Here is a 20,533-nt window from a genome sequence, read left to right on the forward strand (position 1 = left end):
TCTATGTCATGGTAACTTCCTTCGTATGAGAGGGGTTCCGCTATGATCAATCTTCAGTCGGTTCGCAATGACACTACGCATGATCAACGTCTGCTCGATTGCCGCGCTGATGTTGAACCCGCCCTCCATCAGATCATCCGCGACGCGCAGCAAAAGGGATGGGCGCCCGCGGAGGTAGCGATGGCAATTGCGGATGCGGCAGACGACTACATTCTGCTGTTGGCAAGCCGGAAGACGACGTCACATTGATACGTGTCATACTGGGGGCAGAGGACACGAAATGATCTGCGGACAGGTGGCCACCGGGAAACTGGTCTCTGCCCGCAGAGAAGATTACCGGACCTGAAGCCGCCTTTTCTCAGCGAATGGCGCCGAGATTGCGCGGGGTGAGCACTCACCTAGGGAGAAGTTCAGATGAGCCGATTTCTCGCATTCGTAGCGACCGGAACGCTGATCAGTCTTTCCACGATCGTTTCGGCTTGTACCACCAACCCTGACTACACCTCGTCAATCGGATCTCCCACGTCCTATCAACGCGATTACTCGCTGAACCCAGCCTGTGCAGGCGGATTTAGACCGAGCGACAATCGTCCGTGCAGCTACTAACTGCGCCAGTCGGCAAGGCTCACCAGTGCGGCACGTTTCTATACCAAGTCTTTGATTTTCATGGTGAGAGCGTCGGGGTTCGAACCCGAGACCTACTGATTAAAAGTCAGTTGCTCTACCGGCTGAGCTACGCTCTCCCAGGTGCCCGGCGGTTCGCCCGGCTGGAAGTGCGCGGAACATATGCAGGTGCCCCATTGTGGTCAACCAAAAAATCATCGTTCCCTGTGCATTAGGCACATTTCTTGCGCCCTAGCCTGAAACAGCCGGTCCAAAAAAAGAAAAGCGCCCGAGGGCGCTTTATAAAAGTTGGGGGAAACGAGATCACGAACCGGGCGGGCGAAAGCTCGAGTGCCGTTTCGTTGGCCACCCGGGGAAAGCGGAAAAATCCGGGCATTCTTTCGCATCGCCGTGTCCGCTTGGCGCGGCTCACAATCTCGCCTTATAAATGCACAAATGGTCAGAAGGTTCCCAAAAAAAATTTAATCGAATCAAACCCTTCCGAGGACTGATCAACACCTTCACAAAATCACGCGATGCTCTAGCTAGCCCCTTGTGCAACCAAGGAGAATGTGCATGACGAGCATGACTACACCAGCACCGACAACCCGAAAAGTGTTGCGTGGCCGACCCTATAGTCTTGGTGAGTTCGCAAGGAAATATCGCCTGGAGGAAACCGAAGCAAAGCGGCTCTTTGAAAAGTTCGGCCCCTCTGCGACAGAACTCGACCTACTGATGGCCGCCAAACGCCGATTGCCGGCTCACTGATGGCTTCGTCGGCCGGTACCCGGAAGGGAAGCTGCCTCTGCGGTGCAGTGCGCTACACGGTCAGAGGCGAGCCCATCCGCGTGGGACTGTGTCACTGCGCCGATTGCCGCAAGTCGAGTGGATCGGTCTTCGTAGCCTTTGCGATCTGGCCGAGATCCTCATTTAATCAATCGGGTGAGGTGTCCACTTACGCCGGTCGCAGCTTTTGTCCGCGATGTGGTGGACGTCTCTTCTGCTTGACTGATGGGTTTGCAGAAATCCGGATTGGATCGCTGGACGATGCTCCGAATGGCCTCCGGCCGGTTCAGGAGCTTTGGATTAAGCGACGAGAAACCTGGCTGCATCCATTGCCGGCCGCTGGGCAATACGAAGCGGACGCCTTCGATGCCAAGGACCCTACGGAAAACTGAACTCTCATTACCAAGATTTCATTTCATTCCAACGCCGTTTCGTGCCAATCCGGGCCGATGCTAATCTGCCGTTCAGCTTCGACATAGTTATCTTGCTGACAGCTGCATTGGCAGCATGTTGATCGAGGCCGGAATGAACGACGTCAAGGATATGCATGAAACCAAGCCGAAAAAGGCGAGCGCCGAGCTGGCGACCGTTCTTGCGGCCTCACGCAAACAGTCGAAGGGCCGTTGGCGTGGTCGACTATCGCTATTGCTTCTGCTGATTCTGGCCGTCGGCGGCGTGGGCTATTTCTATTCGCGGCAGGAGGCCAACCAATACAACTACACAACTCAGCCCATTAACCGTGGTGACCTGACCGTGCTGGTGACAGCAACAGGATCCGTGCAGCCGACCGAGCAGGTAGACATATCGAGTGAGCTCTCCGGGACGGTTCGCGACGTAAACGTCGACTACAACAGCGAGGTCAAAGCCGGCGAGGTTCTAGCCGCGCTCGATACGAACAAGCTTGAGGCCGATGTGAAGAGTTCGCGGGCAAAACTCGATTCTGCTAGGGCTAACGTTGTGAAGGCTACGGCTGATCTGGAGTCGGCCCAAAGTTCATTCCAGCGCTTTCGCAACCTCGTTCAAAGCAATGTTTCGACACAACAAAGCCTCGAGGATGCACGCTACAAGTTCGATTCTGCGGTCGCTGCCAAGGACATCAATGTCGCCGCGGTAGCCTCCGCGGAGGCGGATTTGCGCCTGGCCGAGGTCAACCTAGCCAAAGCGAAGATCATCTCGCCCATCAATGGTGTGGTTCTGACACGCTCCGTCGACCCGGGCGCGACAGTCGCCGCATCGCTGTCGGCGCCCGTGCTTTTCGTGATCGCCGGCGATCTGAGGAAGATGGAGTTGCAGGTCGATGTCGACGAGGCCGATGTCGGTCAGATTGCCGTCGGCCAGAAGGCGATGTTCACGGTCGACGCTTATCCCAACCGGACTTTTCCCGCGGAGATCAAACAGATCCGATTTGCGTCCGAGACGACAAACAATGTCGTGACCTACAAGGCGATTCTGTCGGTCGATAATGCCGATCTGTTGCTGCGGCCGGGCATGACAGCCACGGCCGACGTCACCGTTGAGGCAGTCAAGGATACTCTTATGATTCCCAACTCGGCGCTTCGCTATGCGCCCCCGGCGGCAGACTCACCCCGTGGCCGAGGTATCTTCAGCTTGCTCAGACCGCCGCGCATGGGACCGCGGACCGGCAACCAGGGCGGAGAAGCGCTGACTGGAGCAAAGCGGCGCGTTTGGGTGCTGAAATCGGGCAAGCCGGCAGCAGCGGTCATCCAAGTGGGTTCCTCCGACGGACAATTCACCCAGATTGTATCCGGGGACATCAAAGAAAACGACGCCGTGATCACCGACGCCACCGCGCAAGCGAAATAGGTGAGGCTCAGCATGACGAGCCCGCCGCTCATCGAATTCAAGCAGGTCTCGAAGATCTACGGTCACGGAGAGGCGGCCATTCGCGCCCTTGACCGGGTGGATCTGTCGATCCGCGAACACGAGTTCGTCGCCATCATGGGCCCCTCGGGCTCGGGCAAATCGACGGCCATGAACATCCTTGGCTGCCTCGATGTCCCGAGCGCCGGCGACTACATTTTCCAGGGCGTATCGACACAGGGCTTCGACCGTAGCCAACTGACGTTGTTGCGCCGTCATATGCTCGGCTTCGTGTTCCAGGGGTTCAACCTGCTGCCGCGGACTTCAGCTTTGGAGAATGTCGAACTGCCGCTCATCTATCGCGGCATGCAGGCGAGTGAGCGCCACCGCAAGGCCAAGGAGGCGCTCGGGCTTGTGGGGCTCTCCGGGCGCGAGCATCACAAAACGCAGGAACTTTCCGGCGGCCAGCAGCAACGTGTGGCCATCGCCCGGGCGATTGTAACAGAACCCTCGCTGCTTCTTGCGGACGAGCCGACCGGCAATCTCGACACCAAGACCAGCGTTGAGATCATGGACTTGATGACGCGGTTGAACCGGGAGCAAGGCATCACGATCGTCATGGTCACGCACGAACCCGACATCGCCGCTTATGCCCAGCGGCTGCTGCGCTTCATCGACGGCAAGTTGGAGACTGAGGCCGAGCATCGCGGGAGGGCGGATCATGTTCTTTGAAACGCTGAAACTCGCGCTCCGCGCAATCAGTCGCAATATGCTACGTTCGTTTCTCACCGTGCTCGGCGTCGTCATCGGCGTGGCGGCAGTCATCGCGTTGGTGACGATCGGCAACGGCACCACCGCTCAGGTCTCGGCCGAGCTTTCGCGGCTGGGCACCAACATGCTGTTTGCGCGTCCGGGTCAGTTCGGCCCTGGCCGCGCAAGTTCGGAGGCACGTCGCTTTACCGTGAAGGATGTCGACGCCATCCGTGACCAGGTCAATGGTCTTCGTGCCGCGGCGCCGCTCAATCAGACGACCGCGACAGTCATTTACGGCGGGCAGAGCCATTCGACGACGGTCATGGGCACGACCAACGACTATTTCATCGCCCAGGATTGGGACATGGCGATTGGCCGCACCTTCGACGCAGCAGAGGAGCGTGGGCGCCCGCGCTGCATTCTCGGTGAGACCGTACGCTCACAGCTCTTTGGCGCTGCCAATCCCAACGGGCAGCAGATTCGCGTCGGCAAGGTGTCCTGCAGTGTTATCGGCGTCCTTGCCAAGCGCGGCCAATCCGGCATGGGCAACGACCAGGACGACGTTGTTATAATGCCTGTCAAAGTCTATCAGCGCCGGGTCGGCGGCAAGGCAAATGCCAATGTCCAGATGATCGTAATTTCCGCGCGTGACGGTGTCTCGACATCGAAAATTCAGGATGAAACCGAGAACCTGCTTCGCGAGCGGCGAAAGATTATCCCGGGCCGCGAGGACGACTTCAGCGTCAATGACATGACGCAGATTGCCGACGCGATGACCGGCACCACCACGCTACTGACCAGCTTGCTCGGTGCGGTCGCCGCGATCAGCCTGCTCGTTGGCGGGATCGGAATCATGAACATCATGCTGGTGTCGGTGACCGAGCGTACTCGGGAAATCGGCATACGCCTGGCGATTGGTGCGCTGGAAAAGCAGGTGCTGCTGCAGTTCCTGGTCGAAGCGGTGGCATTGTCGGTCTTTGGCGGCGTCGCCGGGATCCTGCTGGGGATTGGCCTCGGCTACGGGGCCGTAACAGCCCTGAAGGTGCCCTTCGTTGTCAGCCCCACGATGATTGGGGTTGCTTTCGCGTTCTCCGCCGCAATCGGAATGGTGTTCGGATACTTCCCGGCACGGCGAGCGGCACAACTCAATCCAATCGAGGCTCTGCGACACGAATAGCCAGCCAGGCGGCGCTGATGCTGGCGGAGAGAGTTTCCGACATCTATTCCACGAGCAACCGTAGGGCAGGGTTGAGGAAGCGTCGCACTACTTCCGCACCGCCATCCAGGTGCGGCGCCAACTTGCCGCTCGACAGCACGCTGATATATCATCGGTTTTAGGTCGCCCTCGCGACGCGCATTTTTAGAAGCTATGGATACGCGAATGCAGAATTCACTCAGCCACCTTGCCTACCTTAGCCTGGAGCATGCGATCGTAACCTTGGCTTTGCGGCCGGGCGCGTTGGTCACTGAGAAACACCTGATCGACTTGGCCGGCCACGGGCGTACGCCGGTGCGCGAGGCGATTCAGAAGCTTGCTTGGCAAGGGTTGATCGTGGTGAAGCCGCGTGTCGGGCTGCAGGTGGCGGAGATCAAGCCGACCGACCATGACAATGTCATGCAGGTTCGCCGCGAGCTTGAGCCGATCGCAGCGGCGCTGACTGCCGAATCCGCCACATCAGAGCAGCGTCGAGAACTGATCGAATGCGCGCAGGCAATGCAAATGTGCGCCACAACCGGCGATGTGGCAGCATTTTTCGCCGCGGACAAGGCGTTTGACGAAATTCTGGAAGAGGCTTGCCCCAACGCTTTTATCACGTCGGCGCTTGGACCGGTTCAAACCCATTCGCGTCGGCTCTGGTCCGCGTCCACGAGTCCCACCCGGATGGATCAATCTATCGCGCTGCATGTTGCAGTCATGCGAGCCATCGAGCAGGGCAGGTCGAAGGACGCCGGCCACGCGATGAGCGCACTGATCGAATATCTCAGCAACCACAATTGAAAACGGCCCCGTTGCAGGGGCCGTAAATAAGTCCGTCACTGCAAATTTACCCGACGAATGCGCGTTCGATCACAAACTCCGCCGGCTTGCTGTTTGCGCCCTCGTTGAGGCCGGCGCCTTCCAGCAATTCCTTCGTATCCTTCAGCATCGCGGAGGAGCCGCAGATCATGCCGCGATCGATTACCGGATCGAGCGGCGGGACGCCGAGGTCGGTAAAGAGCTTGCCTGAGAAAATCAGGTCGGTGATACGGCCGCGGTACTCGAAGTCTTCACGGGTGACGGTCGCATAATGGCGCAGCTTGTCCCCGACGACTTCCTGAAGGAGTTCGTCATTCTTGATCTCGTCGACCAGGTCGAAGCCATATTTCAGCTCCGCCACGTCCCGGGTCGTGTGGGTCAGGATGACTTCCTCGTACTTCTCGTAGGTTTCCGGATCACGGATCAGGCTGGCGAAAGGCGCAATGCCAGTCCCGGTCGAAAACATATAGAGGCGACGGCCGGGCGTCAGCGCGTCAAGCACCAGCGTGCCTGTCGGCTTCTTGCGCATCAGAACCTGGTCGCCCGGCTTGATCGCCTGGAGGTGTGAGGTCAGAGGGCCGTCCGGGACCTTGATCGAGAAGAATTCAAGCTCTTCTGCCCAGGCGGGGCTTGCGATCGAATAGGCACGGAAGATCGGCTTGCCGTCGACCATCAATCCGATCATTGCGAATTCTCCCGACCGGAAGCGGAAGCCCTGCGGACGCGTCATCGTAAACCGGAACAGGCGATCCGTGTAATGGGTCACGCTGAGCACGGTTTCGGCATAGACTCCAGCCGGAATCGGTGAGGCGAAGTCTTCGGTCTTTGCAGGGGCGTTCATTTCGGTATCGGATCCCGTATTGGTCGCACAATGTTTTCGATGCCAGCGAGATATTACAAATAGTGTCTCGATTAAAGGTATTCCATTCTTTCTCGAGCGACTTGCACGAAATATGCGTGTCGCTGTCGTGATTCCAGGGCCTTACGAGGCTTCATTGCTTTTGCGCTGGCGAAGCGGGACAAAGGATGCATATTAGGCAAAAACCGCGTCTGCCGGGCGCGGACGCCATAGGCTGCTCGGGGAAACATGAAGATTTTCAATTACAAGCGCGTACCTTACGCGGAAATGCGCGCATTCTCCGTCCATATTCTGACGGCGTCCGGGTCCTTTCTTGCCTTTCTCGGCGTCGTCGCCGCTGCCGAGCACCGTTTTATCGACATGTTCTGGTGGCTGGGGCTGGCACTCCTTGTTGATGGCATCGATGGACCGATCGCGCGCAAGGTCAGTGTCAAGGAAGTCCTGCCAAACTGGTCAGGCGATACGCTCGACAATATCATCGACTATGTGACCTACGTCCTGCTGCCTGCGTTTGCGCTCTACCAGAGCGGCATGATCGGCGAGCCGTGGTCCTTCGTGGCTGCAGGCATGATCGTGGTATCCAGCGCAATCTACTACGCCGATACTGGCATGAAGACCGACGAGTACTTCTTCTCGGGCTTTCCGGTGGTCTGGAACATGATCGTCTTCACATTGTTCGTCATCGATGCCAGTGCGATCACGGCGCTAACGGTCGTCCTCGTCTCCGTCATCCTCACCTTCCTGCCGATCAATTTCCTCCACCCCGTCCGCGTCCAGCGGCTCAGGCCGCTCAACCTCGGCGTCTTCTTCTTGTGGTCGGGGCTCGGGATGTATGCGCTGCTGATGCATTTCGTGATCCCACAATGGGCGCTTGTCCTCTTTATTCTCAGCGGTATCTACCTCTACTGCATTGGCGCTGTGTTGCAGTTCTTCCCGGCGCTTGGAAGGCGCGATTAGGAGAAGGCAATGGCAAGAACGCAGGCGGTTTCTTTCAGCAAGACCGGCGGACCTGAAGTTCTCGAATATATCGGTATCGACCTGCCGCCTCCCGGCGCAGGGGAAGTCCAGATCAAGCACGCGGCCATTGGCTTGAACTTCATCGATGTCTACTTCCGGACCGGGCTTTACAAAGCGCCGCATATGCCGTTCGTGACCGGCAAGGAAGCGGCTGGCACCGTTACAGCCGTGGGCCCTGGTGTGGAGGAGTTCAAGGCCGGCGATCGCGTCGCCTATGCCGGCTCTGACGGCGCCTACAGCGTCGAGCGAAACATCGAAACGAAGCATCTCGTCAAGGTTCCAGATGGAATTCCGCTCGAGACGGCCGCTTCGATGATGCTGAAGGGAATGACCGCCGAGTACCTTCTCAACCGAACCTACAGCGTCGCCCCCGGTACCACGATCCTGTTTCATGCGGCGGCCGGCGGTGTTGGCCTAATAGCCGGACAATGGGCAAAGGCGCTCGGCGCAACGGTGATCGGCACCGCCGGGTCGAACAGCAAGGTGCAGTTGGCTCTCGAACACGGATACGATCACGTCATCAATTACAATACCGAGAATTTTGCCGAGCGTGTACGCGAGATCACCGGTGGCGCGGGGGTTCACGTAGTCTATGACTCGATCGGCCGCGACACATTTCCCCAGTCGCTCGACTGTCTGAGACGCCTCGGCATGTTTGTCTCTTTTGGCCAGTCTTCTGGGCCGATCGAGAACTTCACACTCGCCATGCTCGCCCAGAAAGGATCGCTCTTTGCAACGAGGCCGACCCTTTTCACTTACATCGCGACGCGCGAAGAGCTAACCAATTGTGCAAACGCGTTATTTGATGTTGTTTTGAGCAATAAAGTGCGTATCAATATCAACCAAACCTATCCATTGCGTGAGGTCGGGCGGGCCCACATGGATCTGGAATCCAGAAGAACTACCGGAACTACGCTACTGATCCCATAATGACCCGAACGGGCAGGGTCGGCAGAGGGAAATGAGGGGAACGTGTCATTATCTGATGTGCCGGACTCCGGTGCGTTACTGTCGGTCCAGCAACTGACGAAATTCTTCGGCAGCTTTGCCGCCTGCAACCATATCGATCTAGATATCGCGCCCGGCGAAATCCATGCTCTCCTTGGCGAAAACGGCGCCGGCAAATCGACGCTGGTCAAGATGCTGTTCGGGGTGCTGGAACCAAGCGAAGGCCGCATCCTGTGGGAGGGCCGGCCGGTTTCGATCGGCTCTCCCGGCGATGCCCGCAGGCTCGGCATCGGCATGGTATTTCAGCACTTTTCGCTCTTCGAGGCGCTGACCGTCGCTGAGAATATCGCGCTTTCGCTCGACGACAGCATTCCGATCGGCAGGATTGCCGAAGAGGCTAGGGCGCTTTCGCAGGCCTACGGGCTGCCGCTCGACCCGCACGCCCACGTGGCCGACCTCTCCGTCGGTGAACGCCAGCGCATCGAAATCGTGCGCGCGCTGCTGCAGAATCCCAAGCTGATTATCCTTGATGAGCCGACGTCCGTGCTGACGCCGCAGGAGGCCGACAAGCTTTTCGAAACACTCTTCAAGCTGAAGGCGCAGGGCAAATCGGTGCTCTACATCAGCCATCGGCTTGAAGAAGTGCAGCGCATCTGCGACCGCGCGACGGTGCTGCGCAGCGGCAGGGTCACAGGCGCCTGCGATCCGCGTCAGGAGACGCCGGCTTCTCTCGCCCGGATGATGGTCGGCAGCGACGTTGCGACGGTCACGCATCCGGATCGCGGCATCAAAGGAGAGGTACAGCTTGCAGTCGCCAGTCTTTCGGTTGCCGCGCGCACGCCCTTCGCCATGCCCCTTAAGGATGTGTCCTTGACGGTTCGCTCCGGCGAGATCTTGGCGATCGCGGGCGTTGCGGGCAACGGCCAGGGAGAACTCTTCGATGCGCTCTCCGGCGAGTATCCCGTCGGTTCGGCGGAGGCGATAGCGATCCGAAAGAAGGCCGTGGGCACCCAGGGTATCACTGCGCGTCGTTTGCTCGGCGCCGGTTTTGTGCCCGAAGAGCGCCATGGCCATGCTGCCGTCTCGGCAATGAAACTCTCCGACAATCTGGTGCTGGCGCGCAGTCAATCCGACCGTCGGGCCTTCCTCGGTGGCGGCTTTCTCAAGGTCATCCGCCGGAGCGCCGTAAAGACAGCGACCCGGCGGATCGCCGAGGCGATGGACGTCCGCAAAAGCGGTGAGGATCCGGTAGCGGGTTCGCTCTCCGGCGGCAATCTACAGAAGTTCATCGTTGGACGCGAATTGGATCGCCAACCCGCCGTTCTCGTCGTCAACCAGCCGACTTGGGGCGTCGATGCAGGGGCGGCCAGCCGCATTCGCCAGGCGCTCGTGGATCTGGCGCGGAACGGCTCCGCCGTCGTCGTCATCAGCCAGGACCTTGACGAAATATTCGAAGTCGCAACGGAGATTGCCGTGATTTCTGAAGGGCGACTTTCGCAACCCTTCCCGGCGGGAGAACTGTCTCGGGAAAAGATTGGCCTTTTGATGGGCGGCCTGCACGAGAGTAAGACCGCCTCGGAGGCGCAAGATGCGCATTGAGCTGGAAAAGCGACCGCAAGCGTCGAAGCTTTACGGCCTTGTGTCACCGGTGTTGGCGTTGCTGCTGACATTGATCGCTGGCGCGATCATGTTTGCCATTCTTGGCAAGGACCCGGTCGAAGCGCTCGACGCCTTTTTCCTCGAGCCCTTGCTTGAGGTGTGGTCACTGCATGAACTTGCCGTGAAGGCGGCACCGCTGATCATGATCGGCGTCGGACTGGCCGTCTGCTATCGCTCCAACAACTGGAATATCGGCGCCGAAGGGCAGTTTACGATCGGCGCGATCACTGGCTCCATTCTGCCTATCCTGTTCACGGAGTTGCATTCGCCTCTCGTACTGCCCCTAATGCTTATCATGGGCGCCATCGGCGGCGCTTTGTTCGCGGCCATTCCTGCACTGCTGAAGGCACATTTCAATACCAACGAAATCCTGACGAGCCTGATGCTCGTCTATATCGCGCAGCTTTTCCTCGACTGGCTGATCCGCGGTGCGTGGCGCAATCCGCAGGGCTTCAACTTTCCGGAAAGCGTGCCGTTTCCGCCGGAAGCGACGCTGCCGGCGATATGGGAGGAGTCCGGCCGGGCGCATTGGGCCTTCGTGTTCGCGATTGTCGCGGCGTTTCTTGTCTGGTTCATGCTAAAGTATACGCTGAGGGGCTTCGAGATCGTCGTGCTCGGCCAGTCTGAGCGGGCAGGGCGGTTCGCCGGCTTTTCGTCGAAGAAGATGATCTGGTTCAGCTTCCTGTTTTCGGGCGCGCTTGCCGGGCTCGCCGGCATCTCGGAAGTATCGGGATCGATCGGGCATCTGCAGCCTGCTATTTCTCCCGGCTACGGCTTCACGGCGATCATCGTCGCGTTTCTCGGACGCCTGAACCCGCTCGGTATCATCGCATCAGGCCTCGTGCTGGCTTTGACCTATCTCGGCGGTGAGGCTGCACAGCTGTCGCTCGGCGTATCCGACAAGGTGACCCGCGTCTTCCAGGGCCTGATACTGTTCTTCGTTCTCTCGTGTGACACCCTCATCTACTACAAGATCCGTATTCTCTGGTCGCGGGTCCGGGGAGGTGTAGCATGAGCATCTTCGAAGCAATTTTGCTGACAGTCATCACTGCGTCTACGCCTCTGGTCATTGCCGCCTTGGGCGAACTCGTTACCGAACGATCCGGTGTTTTGAACCTCGGTGTCGAAGGCATGATGATCATGGGCGCTGTTGCGGCCTTCGCAACAGCGCAAATGTCAGGTTCTCCCTATATCGGACTGTTGGGCGGGATTGTCGCCGGTGCTCTGTTTTCGCTGCTTTTCGGCTTTCTCACCCTCACGCTGGTCGCCAACCAGGTAGCGACCGGCCTGGCGTTGACGATCCTCGGGCTTGGGGTTTCGGGCATGCTTGGGGAGGGCTATGTCAGCGTGCCCGGCGTTCGCCTCGCGCCGATCGTCGTCCCTTATCTTTCCGACATCCCGCTGATCGGCTCCGTGCTCTTCCGTCAGGACCTGACTTTTTACCTGTCGCTCGCTCTGCTGTTCGGCGTGAGCTGGTTCTTGTTCCGCAGCCGCGCCGGCTTGAAACTGCGCGCGATCGGTGACAGCCACGGCTCGGCGCACGCCCTCGGCATCGGCGTCATCCGGACACGCTATCTCGCCGTCATGTTCGGCGGTGCCTGCGCGGGCCTTGCGGGAGCACAGCTTTCCCTCGTCTATACGCCGCAATGGGTGGAGAACATGTCTTCCGGCCGCGGCTGGATCACGCTCGCGCTTGTCGTCTTCGCGTCTTGGCGGCCGTGGCGGGTTTTTGCCGGCGGCTATCTGTTCGGTGCAGTCACGATCCTGCAGCTTCACGCACAGGCTTTCGGCGTTGGAATTCCGGCCCAGTTTCTGTCGATGCTCCCCTATGCTGCGACTATTGTGGTTCTTGTCATCATTTCTCATAATCGGCGCACGACGTTGATCAACACGCCCGCGTCGCTGGGAAAAGCATTCGTCCCGGAGCGCTAAACAAAAGAATGAAAAGCGCTTCCGGAAATTCCAAACCAACAGGGGTTATCATGAAAAAACTAGCACTTGCATTTGCCGCATCGGCTGCCGCGGTCCTGAGCGTCGGCTCTACCGCGCAGGCTGCCGACAAAACGAAGGTCTGCTTCGTCTACGTCGGATCGCACACTGACGGCGGCTACTCGCAGGCGCACGATCTTGGCCGCCAGCAGATCCAGAAGGAGTTCGGCGACAAGATCGATACGCCATACCTCGAAAACGTGCCGGAAGGCCCCGATGCCGAGCGTGCTATCGAGCGTTTGGCGCGTTCGGGCTGCAAGCTGATCTTCACGACGTCCTTCGGCTTCATGGATGCTACCGTGAAGGTTGCTGCGAAATTCCCGAACGTGAAGTTCGAACACGGCACGGGCTACAAGTCCGGTCCGAATCTTGCGACCTACAACTCCCGCTTCTATGAAGGCCGCTACATCCTCGGCCAGATCGCGGCGAAGACCTCGAAGAACCATGGCGCTGCCTACATCGCTTCTTTCCCGATCCCGGAAGTCGTCATGGGTATCAACGCCTTCGAGCAGGGCGCTCGCTCCATCGATCCCGACTTCAAGCTGAAGGTCATCTGGGTGAACACCTGGTTCGATCCGGGCAAGGAAGCCGATGCTGCAAAGGCTATGGTCGACCAGGGTGTTGACGTCCTGACGCAGCACACGGACACGACCGCTCCGATGCAGGTTGCCGAGGAACGCGGCATCCATGCATTCGGCCAGGCCTCCGATATGATCGCAGCAGGGCCGAAGGCTCAGTTGACGGCAATTGTCGACACCTGGGGTAACTACTACTCCAAGCGCGTTCACGCTCTTCTCGATGGCACCTGGAAGTCCGAGCAAAGCTGGGACGGCCTGAAGGACGGCATCCTCAAGATGGCCGACTACACCAACATGCCCGATGACGTGAAGAAGATGGCCCAGGAAACCGAAGCCAAGATCAAGTCCGGCGAACTGCATCCCTTCACCGGTCCGATCAACAAGCAGGACGGCACGCCCTGGCTGAAGGCTGGCGAGAAAGCTGATGACGGCACTCTGCTGGGCATGAACTTCTACGTCGAAGGCGTGGACGACAAGTTGCCGAAGTGATTTTCGGCTAACAATTAGCACTTGCGAAAGGGCGCTCACTTCGAGCGCCTTTTTTCTGCGCTGCAAACCAAAAAGTGCATTTACAAAAGTAATACTATATGATTTTTTCCAGCTGTGCCGCGTGGAGGCGGCTTTGGGAGGAAATCATGAAATTGAAGACTGCACTCTTGAGTGCCACGATTCTGGCTGCCTGCATGTTCGGCTCGGCATCAGCCGCAGAGCTGGTCGTGGGCTTTTCGCAGATCGGCTCTGAATCCGGTTGGCGTGCCGCCGAGACGACGGTCACCAAGGAAGAAGCCAAGAAGCGCGGCGTGGACCTGAAGTTTGCTGACGCGCAACAGAAGCAGGAAAACCAGATCAAGGCGATCCGCTCGTTCATCGCTCAGGGCGTCAACGCCATCTTCCTCGCTCCGGTTGTCGAAACCGGTTGGGACGCCGTCCTGAAGGAAGCAAAGGAGTCGGAAATCCCGGTCATCCTGCTTGATCGTACGATCAAGGCGCCGGAGGACCTGTACCTGACCGCCGTTACCTCGGACCAGGTTCACGAAGGCAAGGTTGCCGGCGACTGGCTGGCAAAGACCGTTGGCGACAAGCCCTGCAACATCGTCGAGCTTCAGGGTACGACGGGTTCCTCACCGGCCATCGCCCGCAAGAAGGGCTTCGAGGAGGCGATCGCTGGCAAGGCCAACTTCAAGATCGTGCGCAGCCAGACCGGCGACTTCACCCGCACCAAGGGCAAGGAAGTCATGGAAAGCTTCCTGAAGGCTGAGAACGGCGGCAAGGATATATGCGCTCTCTACGCCCACAACGACGACATGGCCGTTGGCGGCATCCAGGCGATCAAGGAAGCAGGCCTGAAGCCGGGCAAGGATATTCTCGTCGTCTCCATCGACGCCGTGCCAGATATCTTCAAGGCTATGGCAGCCGGCGAAGCAAATGCCACTGTGGAACTGACGCCGAACATGGCAGGTCCCGCATTCGACGTGCTCGATGCCTACCTGAAGGACAAGAAGGCACCGGCAAAATGGATTCAGACGGAATCGAAGCTTTATACGCCATCCGACGATCCGATGAAGGTCTATGAGTCCAAGAAGAACCTTGGCTACTAATCCTTGAGGCCAGAACCGCACCGGCCCATCATGGGCCGGTGCGGACCTGCCAGATGCCGATCAGGACGTCATGTCCGTTGATAGCGAGGCATGTCGGTCCATATCAGGAAAAGCTGCCTTCATGATTCACGATTTCGAGAACGTTCTGACCGCCACCGGGATATCGAAGTTCTTCCCCGGCGCCGTTGCGCTCGACAACGTCGATTTCTCGCTGCGCAAGGGCGAAGTGCATGCGCTTTTGGGCGAAAACGGCGCTGGAAAATCAACGCTGATCAAATGCATCACTGGAGCCTATCACCGCGACCAAGGGCGCCTTGCTCTCGACGGCACGGAAATTAATCCGTCCGATACGTTGGCCGCGCAAAGGCTTGGCATTGGCACGGTGTACCAAGAGGTCAACCTTCTGCCCAACCTGAGTGTCGCCGAAAACCTCTATCTCGGCCGCCAACCAAAACGGCTTGGCATGATCGACGTAAGGGCAATGAACCAGCAGGCACGGGCGCTGCTTGACCAATACGGTATAGAAGTTGACGTCACCGCGCAGCTCGATCGGTTTTCGGTCGCTGTCCAGCAGGTCGTCGCAATCGCCCGGGCTGTTGATTTGTCCGGCAAAGTTCTCATCCTCGACGAGCCCACGGCAAGCCTCGATACTCAAGAAGTCGCGATGCTCTTTCGTATCATGAGAAACTTGAAAGAGCGCGGCCTTGGCATTGTCTTTATTACCCATTTTCTGGAGCAGGTCTACGAAGTCAGTGATCGTATCACGGTGCTTCGCAATGGCAGGCTAGTTGGCACGCGCGAAACGTCCGAACTGTCTCGCCAGAGCCTCATCTCCATGATGCTCGGTCACGAATTGGCAAATGCCGAGGCAACTGCGCGCGCACATACCGTCGCGGCTGGCCCGGTCAAATACAGGTTCCAAGGCTACGGCAAACGCGGCAAAATCAAACCGTTCGACCTCGAGGTTCGTGTTGGCGAGGTGGTGGGCGTTGCGGGGCTGCTCGGTTCAGGCCGTACAGAGACTGCCGAGCTACTCTTCGGGATCGAGCAGGCAGACAACGGAACGGCAAGAGTCGACGGCAAGGAAGTGACGCTCTCGAATCCACGGGCGGCGATCCGCCATGGCTTCGGCTTCTGTCCGGAAGATCGTAAGACGGATGGGATTATCGGTGACCTTTCCATTCGCGAGAATATCGCCTTGGCGCTACAGGCCCGCAGGGGCTGGGCGCGACCGATTTCGCGCGCCGATCAAAATGCACTGGCCGATCGCTATATCAAGGCGCTCGACATCCGCACGACGGACAGGGAGAAGCCGATCCGTCTCCTGTCCGGCGGCAACCAACAGAAGGCAATCCTTGCCCGCTGGCTGGCCACCAATCCTGACTTTCTGATCCTCGACGAGCCAACCCGCGGCATCGACGTCGGCGCCCACGCCGAGATCATCCGCCTGATTGAGGACCTTTGCGCAAAAGGCATGTCTCTGATCGTTATTTCCTCGGAACTAGAAGAGCTTATCGCCTATAGCTCACGTATTTTGGTACTTCGCGATCGCGAGCATGTCGCAGAGCTGGCGGGCGACGATATCAGCACCGCGCGCATCGTCGACGCCATCGCCGCGGCCCAAAAGAAGACGGAGTACGCATGAAGTCGTCGCTCAATGCATTGCTGATCCGCTTGGCGCCGCAGCTTATTGCGCTCGCGCTCATTCTTCTTCTAAATTTCATAATGTTTCCGCAGTTCTTTAATGTGGTAGTTCAGAATGGCCGCCTATACGGTAGCTTGATAGATGTGCTGAACCGTGGAGCACCGGTTGCGTTGCTGGCAATCGGCATGACGCTTGTAATCGCGACCAAGGGGATCGACCTTTCGGTCGGCGCGGTGATCGCGATTTGCGGCGCGGTTGCTGCGTCATCCATCGTAGCCGGTCAATCGCTTGCAATGACACTGCTGGTGACGGTCGGGGTTGGGCTGCTTTGCGGCGTCTGGAACGGATTTCTGGTTGCCGTGCTCAATATTCAACCAATCATCGCGACACTCGTGCTGATGGTGGCTGGGCGGGGGATCGCGCAACTCATCACCGAGGGGGTCATCATGACCTTCAACGATGAAGGGCTGATCGCTCTTGGCAGCGGTTCGTTCGCCTTCCTTCCGATGCCTGTCATCATATGGCTGATCATGAGCGCCCTGGTGATCCTGCTGGTAAGGCGCACGGCGCTTGGCATGCTGATCGAAGCCACCGGCATCAATCGACGTGCAAGCACGCTGTCCGGCGTGCGGACGCCTGTACTGCTAATGGCCGTCTATATGTTGAGCAGCCTTTGCGCGTCGATCGCCGGGATCATCGTCGCCGCTGACATCAAGGGCGCGGATGCCAACAATGCCGGTCTTTGGCTGGAGCTCGACACGATCCTGGCCGTTGTCGTTGGTGGCAACTCGCTGCTTGGTGGGCGCTTCAGTATTGTGGGGTCGTTGATCGGGGCGATGATCATTCAGGCTGTAAACACCGGTATTTTGCTCTCAGGGTTCCCGCCGGAGTTCAACCTGATCATCAAGGCGGTGATCGTGATCGTGATCCTCGTCATTCAGTCGCCGGCGGTCCAATCGGCCGCGATCATCTTAAGCCGGCGATCGAGCGGCGTCAGGGAAGGCCAGATTCAATGAACTCGAAATATCTGCCGTTGCTTGCGACCGTCGTAATTTTCGTCCTGTCCTATGCTGTCTGCACACTGCAGTATCCGAACATCTTGTCCACCCGCGTCGTCGGCAACCTATTGACCGATAATGCCTTTCTCGGCATCGCGGCGGTCGGCATGACGTTTGTCATCATCTCGGGCGGCATCGACCTGTCGATCGGCTCTGTCATTGCTTTCACTGGCGTGTTCTTGGCTGTCGTTCTGCAGAACACGCCAATCCATCCGCTCCTTGCGTTTGCGCTGGTGCTGATCATCACGACGATCTTCGGCGCGGCAATGGGCGCTATCATCCACTACCTGGAAATGCCGGCTTTCATCGTGACGCTCGCGGGCATGTTCCTTGCGCGTGGCATGGCTTTTGTACTTTCGATCGACAGCATTCCGATCAATCACGATTATTACGGCACCTTGACCAGCATCTATTACAAGCTGCCGGGCGGCGGTCGACTGACGCTAATCGGCGGCATCATGCTTCTGGTTTTTGTCTCCGGCATATTCCTCGCCCACCGTACGCGGTTCGGGACCAATGTGTACGCCCTAGGCGGCGGCGCTCAGACGGCGCAATTGATGGGCGTTCCGCTGGGCCGCACGACAATCCAGATCTATGCATTATCCGGCTTTCTTGCCGGTCTATCGGGAATCGTTTTTTCGCTCTATACGTCGGCCGGTTATTCTCTGGCAGCAGTCGGCGTCGAGCTCGATGCGATCGCAGCAGTGGTCATTGGGGGGACGCTGTTGACCGGGGGGGCGGGATTCGTGGCAGGTACCTTCATCGGCATCCTGATCCAGGGCCTCATTCAGACCTACATCACCTTCGACGGGATGCTCTCGAGTTGGTGGACGAAGATCTTGATCGGCCTGTTGCTTTTTGCATTCATTCTAATGCAGAAGGTTATTCTCTTCCTTTCCAGTATGAATAAGAGGTATGCCTGAGCGGGGAGGTATTCGTTGCGTAGCAGATTGCTTGAGACCGGAAAGACAGCACGGAAATCACGGACGAGCCATGCCCAAGTCGTGGATGAGCTCGGCAGGGCGATTGTTGCGGGAAACTTTCCCGTTGGAAGTATTCTGCCGGGAGACGCCGAACTTGCTCAGCGCTTCAAGGTCTCACGCACAGTCCTTCGAGAAACGATGAAGACGCTCGCCGCAAAAGGGATGATCGTCGCCAAGGCCCGTGTCGGAACGCGCGTGACAGAGAAAAACCTCTGGAACATGTTCGATAGCGAGATCATAGCCTGGCATTTCGACAGCGGCGTGACGGAGGAATTCCTGCTCCAGCTTTACGATATCCGGCTAGCTTTCGAGCCGTTTGCCGCCGGTCTCGTCGCCGAAAGGGCAAGCAAGCAAGATGTCGAAAACCTGCGGACGCTGGCAACCGAGATGGCGGCCTTGGGTCATACCAGCGAAAGTCTGGCGCTGGCGGACCTTCACTTTCACCTGGCGATAGCCGAAGCCTCTCATAATCCCTTCATGCGAACACTGGGAAGTCTCATCGAAGCCGCATTGGTGGGGATGTTCCGCATCAGTACGCCGCCCTCACAGAACGGTTTCTCGGATATTGCCGACACGCACATGCGGATCGTCGATGCAATTGTTGCCGGCAATGTCGATGCGGCCCGACGGGCCATGGAGGTCGTCATCATCGACGGCCGCGATCACGTGCGTGAGGCCTATGCGGCCATGAGCAAGGTAACGGCCTGATCGATTTTGATCTTTGTCCCGCCGATGTCTTGCTGCTAAGAGGCAACAAAGACCGCAAACACCGGATTCTCGGAGCAGATCATGGAACGCACTTGCCTCGCCGTCATTCTCGCTGCGGGTGACAGCACGCGAATGAAGTCGTCGAAATCGAAGGTGCTGCATCCGATCGCAAACCGCCCGATGATCGCTCACGTCGCGGATGCCGTAGCCAAGAGTGATATTTCATCGGTCGCGCTCGTCGTGGGGCGCGATGCCGACGAAGTGGCGAGGGCCGCCCAGGTCGGAAGCGTTAAGATTGAGGCGTTCCTGCAAAGGGAGCGGCTCGGCACGGGCCATGCGGTGCTGGCAGCGCGCGAGGCGATCGCGCGCGGATACGACGACATCGTCGTGACCTACGGCGACGTGCCATTGCAGACAGAAGGACCGCTCAAAGCCGCACGCCAGCTCCTGGCCGAAGGTAGCGATGTGGTCGTGATCGGCTTTCACACCGACAAGCCGACTGGCTATGGCCGCCTACTCGTCAAGGATGGCGAACTGATCGCCATCCGCGAGGAACGGGATGCCACAGACGCGGAGCGTGCTGTGAAATGGTGCAACAGCGGCTTGATGGCGATCAACGGTCGCAAGGCGCTCGATCTCCTGTCCCGTATCGGCAACGGCAATGCCAAGGGCGAATACTACTTGACCGACCTGGTAGAGATCGTCCGCTCCATTGGCGGTCGCGTCACTGCTGTCGACGCGCCTGAAGTCGAAATGATGGGCTGCAACAATCGCGCTGAACTCGCGGTGATCGAACGATTCTGGCAAGAGCGCCGGCGCCACGAGATGATGATTTCGGGCGTGACGATGATCGCACCCGAAACCGTGTTCCTTTCCTACGACACCGCAATCGGGCAGGACGCACTGATCGAGCCGAACGTCGTGTTCGGCCCCGGCGCGACAATCGACGGTGGTGCGGTCATTCATGCTTTCTCGCACATCGAAGGCGCGCATGTCAGCGCCGGTGCAACCGTCGGCCCGTTTGCTAGACTTCGGCCGGGAGCCGATCTTGCCACTGGCTCGAAGGTCGGCAATTTCTGCGAGGTGAAGAACGGGAAGATCGGCGAGGGGGCCAAGGTCAATCACCTGACCTATATCGGCGACGCGAAGATCGGAGCCGGGGCGAACATCGGTGCCGGTACGATCACCTGCAACTATGACGGCGTCAACAAGTACGAAACACTGATCGGGGCAAATGCGTTCATCGGATCGAACTCCTCTCTCGTGGCGCCGGTCAGTATTGGCGACAACGCCTACGTGGCCTCCGGCAGCGTGATCACCGCGGATGTTCCGGCCGATGCGCTCGCTTTAGGCCGGGCGCGTCAGGAACTGAAACCGGGCAGGGCTACCGTGCTGCGCGAACGGGCATTGGCAATCAAGGCGGCAAAAAAGGCCAAGCCGTAAGTTTGCGCGTAACGTGCGGAAATCGAAAGTGACCGCCAAGGCCATTGAAAAAAAAGACAGAATCGTTA

Annotated in this window: 21 protein-coding genes and 1 tRNA gene; 20 read left to right on the forward strand and 2 right to left on the reverse strand. The window is 58.6% G+C overall.

The window, feature by feature from the left end; genetic code table 11:
- Positions 1-42: 42 nt before the first annotated feature.
- The gene (locus tag FHX16_RS22575) at positions 43-249 is read left to right on the forward strand and encodes a hypothetical protein (RefSeq protein ID WP_016553993.1); all 207 of its coding nucleotides are present in this window, start codon (positions 43-45) and stop codon (positions 247-249) included.
- 165 nt (positions 250-414) lie between these two features.
- Complete coding sequence (locus FHX16_RS22580; RefSeq protein WP_246712765.1) at positions 415-606, forward strand: hypothetical protein; 192 nt, start codon at positions 415-417, stop codon at positions 604-606.
- Positions 607-667: 61 nt separating this feature from the next.
- On the opposite strand, the gene FHX16_RS22585 is transcribed toward FHX16_RS22580, so the two are convergent.
- Positions 668-743: transfer RNA gene (locus FHX16_RS22585), tRNA-Lys, on the reverse strand.
- Positions 744-1,179: 436 nt separating this feature from the next.
- Here FHX16_RS22585 and FHX16_RS22590 point away from each other — a divergent pair.
- From FHX16_RS22590 to FHX16_RS22615, 6 genes are all read left to right on the forward strand, one after another.
- The gene (locus FHX16_RS22590; protein WP_016553992.1) at positions 1,180-1,371 is read left to right on the forward strand and encodes a hypothetical protein; all 192 of its coding nucleotides are present in this window, start codon (positions 1,180-1,182) and stop codon (positions 1,369-1,371) included.
- The gene (locus FHX16_RS22595; protein ID WP_183864571.1) at positions 1,371-1,781 is read left to right on the forward strand and encodes a GFA family protein; all 411 of its coding nucleotides are present in this window, start codon (positions 1,371-1,373) and stop codon (positions 1,779-1,781) included. The genes FHX16_RS22590 and FHX16_RS22595 overlap by 1 nt, the downstream gene beginning before the upstream one ends.
- Before the next feature lie 133 nt (positions 1,782-1,914).
- Complete coding sequence (locus tag FHX16_RS22600) at positions 1,915-3,213, forward strand: efflux RND transporter periplasmic adaptor subunit (protein ID WP_183864570.1); 1,299 nt, start codon at positions 1,915-1,917, stop codon at positions 3,211-3,213.
- A 12-nt stretch (positions 3,214-3,225) separates the two neighbouring features.
- Positions 3,226-3,942, forward strand: coding sequence for an ABC transporter ATP-binding protein (locus tag FHX16_RS22605; protein WP_183864569.1), 717 nt, complete (start codon positions 3,226-3,228; stop codon positions 3,940-3,942).
- Positions 3,932-5,140, forward strand: coding sequence for an ABC transporter permease (locus FHX16_RS22610; protein ID WP_183864568.1), 1,209 nt, complete (start codon positions 3,932-3,934; stop codon positions 5,138-5,140). The genes FHX16_RS22605 and FHX16_RS22610 overlap by 11 nt, the downstream gene beginning before the upstream one ends.
- Before the next feature lie 204 nt (positions 5,141-5,344).
- Complete coding sequence (locus FHX16_RS22615; RefSeq protein WP_183757254.1) at positions 5,345-5,962, forward strand: GntR family transcriptional regulator; 618 nt, start codon at positions 5,345-5,347, stop codon at positions 5,960-5,962.
- A 46-nt stretch (positions 5,963-6,008) separates the two neighbouring features.
- On the opposite strand, the gene FHX16_RS22620 is transcribed toward FHX16_RS22615, so the two are convergent.
- Positions 6,009-6,821: a ferredoxin--NADP reductase gene (locus FHX16_RS22620; protein ID WP_183864567.1), complete on the reverse strand. Its 813-nt coding sequence runs from the start codon at positions 6,819-6,821 to the stop codon at positions 6,009-6,011.
- Between the two features lie 246 nt (positions 6,822-7,067).
- On the opposite strand from FHX16_RS22620, the gene pcsA reads away from it, so the two are divergent.
- From pcsA to glmU, 12 genes are all read left to right on the forward strand, one after another.
- Positions 7,068-7,796, forward strand: a complete 729-nt coding sequence (pcsA, locus tag FHX16_RS22625) for a phosphatidylcholine synthase (protein WP_016553985.1) — start codon at positions 7,068-7,070, stop codon at positions 7,794-7,796.
- A gap of 9 nt (positions 7,797-7,805) precedes the next feature.
- Positions 7,806-8,786, forward strand: a complete 981-nt coding sequence (locus FHX16_RS22630; protein ID WP_183864566.1) for a quinone oxidoreductase — start codon at positions 7,806-7,808, stop codon at positions 8,784-8,786.
- Positions 8,787-8,828: 42 nt separating this feature from the next.
- Positions 8,829-10,403, forward strand: coding sequence for an ABC transporter ATP-binding protein (locus FHX16_RS22635; RefSeq protein WP_259130488.1), 1,575 nt, complete (start codon positions 8,829-8,831; stop codon positions 10,401-10,403).
- Positions 10,393-11,478, forward strand: a complete 1,086-nt coding sequence (locus tag FHX16_RS22640; protein ID WP_183757257.1) for an ABC transporter permease — start codon at positions 10,393-10,395, stop codon at positions 11,476-11,478. The genes FHX16_RS22635 and FHX16_RS22640 overlap by 11 nt, the downstream gene beginning before the upstream one ends.
- Complete coding sequence (locus tag FHX16_RS22645; RefSeq protein ID WP_016553981.1) at positions 11,475-12,395, forward strand: ABC transporter permease; 921 nt, start codon at positions 11,475-11,477, stop codon at positions 12,393-12,395. The genes FHX16_RS22640 and FHX16_RS22645 overlap by 4 nt, the downstream gene beginning before the upstream one ends.
- 50 nt (positions 12,396-12,445) lie before the next feature.
- A complete protein-coding gene (locus FHX16_RS22650; RefSeq protein WP_016553980.1) occupies positions 12,446-13,519 on the forward strand; it encodes a BMP family ABC transporter substrate-binding protein in 1,074 nt (357 codons plus the stop codon).
- A 146-nt stretch (positions 13,520-13,665) separates the two neighbouring features.
- Positions 13,666-14,628: a galactofuranose ABC transporter, galactofuranose-binding protein YtfQ gene (gene ytfQ, locus FHX16_RS22655; protein WP_016553979.1), complete on the forward strand. Its 963-nt coding sequence runs from the start codon at positions 13,666-13,668 to the stop codon at positions 14,626-14,628.
- Between the two features lie 121 nt (positions 14,629-14,749).
- Positions 14,750-16,273 carry a galactofuranose ABC transporter, ATP-binding protein YtfR gene (gene ytfR / locus FHX16_RS22660; RefSeq protein WP_183864564.1) on the forward strand — a complete coding sequence of 508 codons (1,524 nt, stop codon included), beginning with the start codon at positions 14,750-14,752 and terminating at the stop codon, positions 16,271-16,273.
- Positions 16,270-17,289, forward strand: coding sequence for an ABC transporter permease (locus tag FHX16_RS22665; protein WP_259130491.1), 1,020 nt, complete (start codon positions 16,270-16,272; stop codon positions 17,287-17,289). Before ytfR ends, FHX16_RS22665 begins: the two co-directional genes overlap by 4 nt.
- Positions 17,286-18,254 (forward strand): galactofuranose ABC transporter, permease protein YjfF, encoded by a 969-nt coding sequence (gene yjfF, locus FHX16_RS22670; RefSeq protein ID WP_183864562.1) that lies wholly within the window; start codon positions 17,286-17,288, stop codon positions 18,252-18,254. Before FHX16_RS22665 ends, yjfF begins: the two co-directional genes overlap by 4 nt.
- Before the next feature lie 15 nt (positions 18,255-18,269).
- Entirely contained in the window at positions 18,270-19,022 is a 753-nt protein-coding gene (locus tag FHX16_RS22675) for a FadR/GntR family transcriptional regulator (RefSeq protein ID WP_040674286.1), read from the forward strand.
- 81 nt (positions 19,023-19,103) lie between these two features.
- The gene (glmU, locus tag FHX16_RS22680) at positions 19,104-20,465 is read left to right on the forward strand and encodes a bifunctional UDP-N-acetylglucosamine diphosphorylase/glucosamine-1-phosphate N-acetyltransferase GlmU (RefSeq protein ID WP_183864561.1); all 1,362 of its coding nucleotides are present in this window, start codon (positions 19,104-19,106) and stop codon (positions 20,463-20,465) included.
- Positions 20,466-20,533: the final 68 nt, after the last annotated feature.

Origin of the sequence: Rhizobium sp. BK661 (assembly GCF_024808825.1) — a bacterium.
GTDB lineage: Bacteria > Pseudomonadota > Alphaproteobacteria > Rhizobiales > Rhizobiaceae > Rhizobium.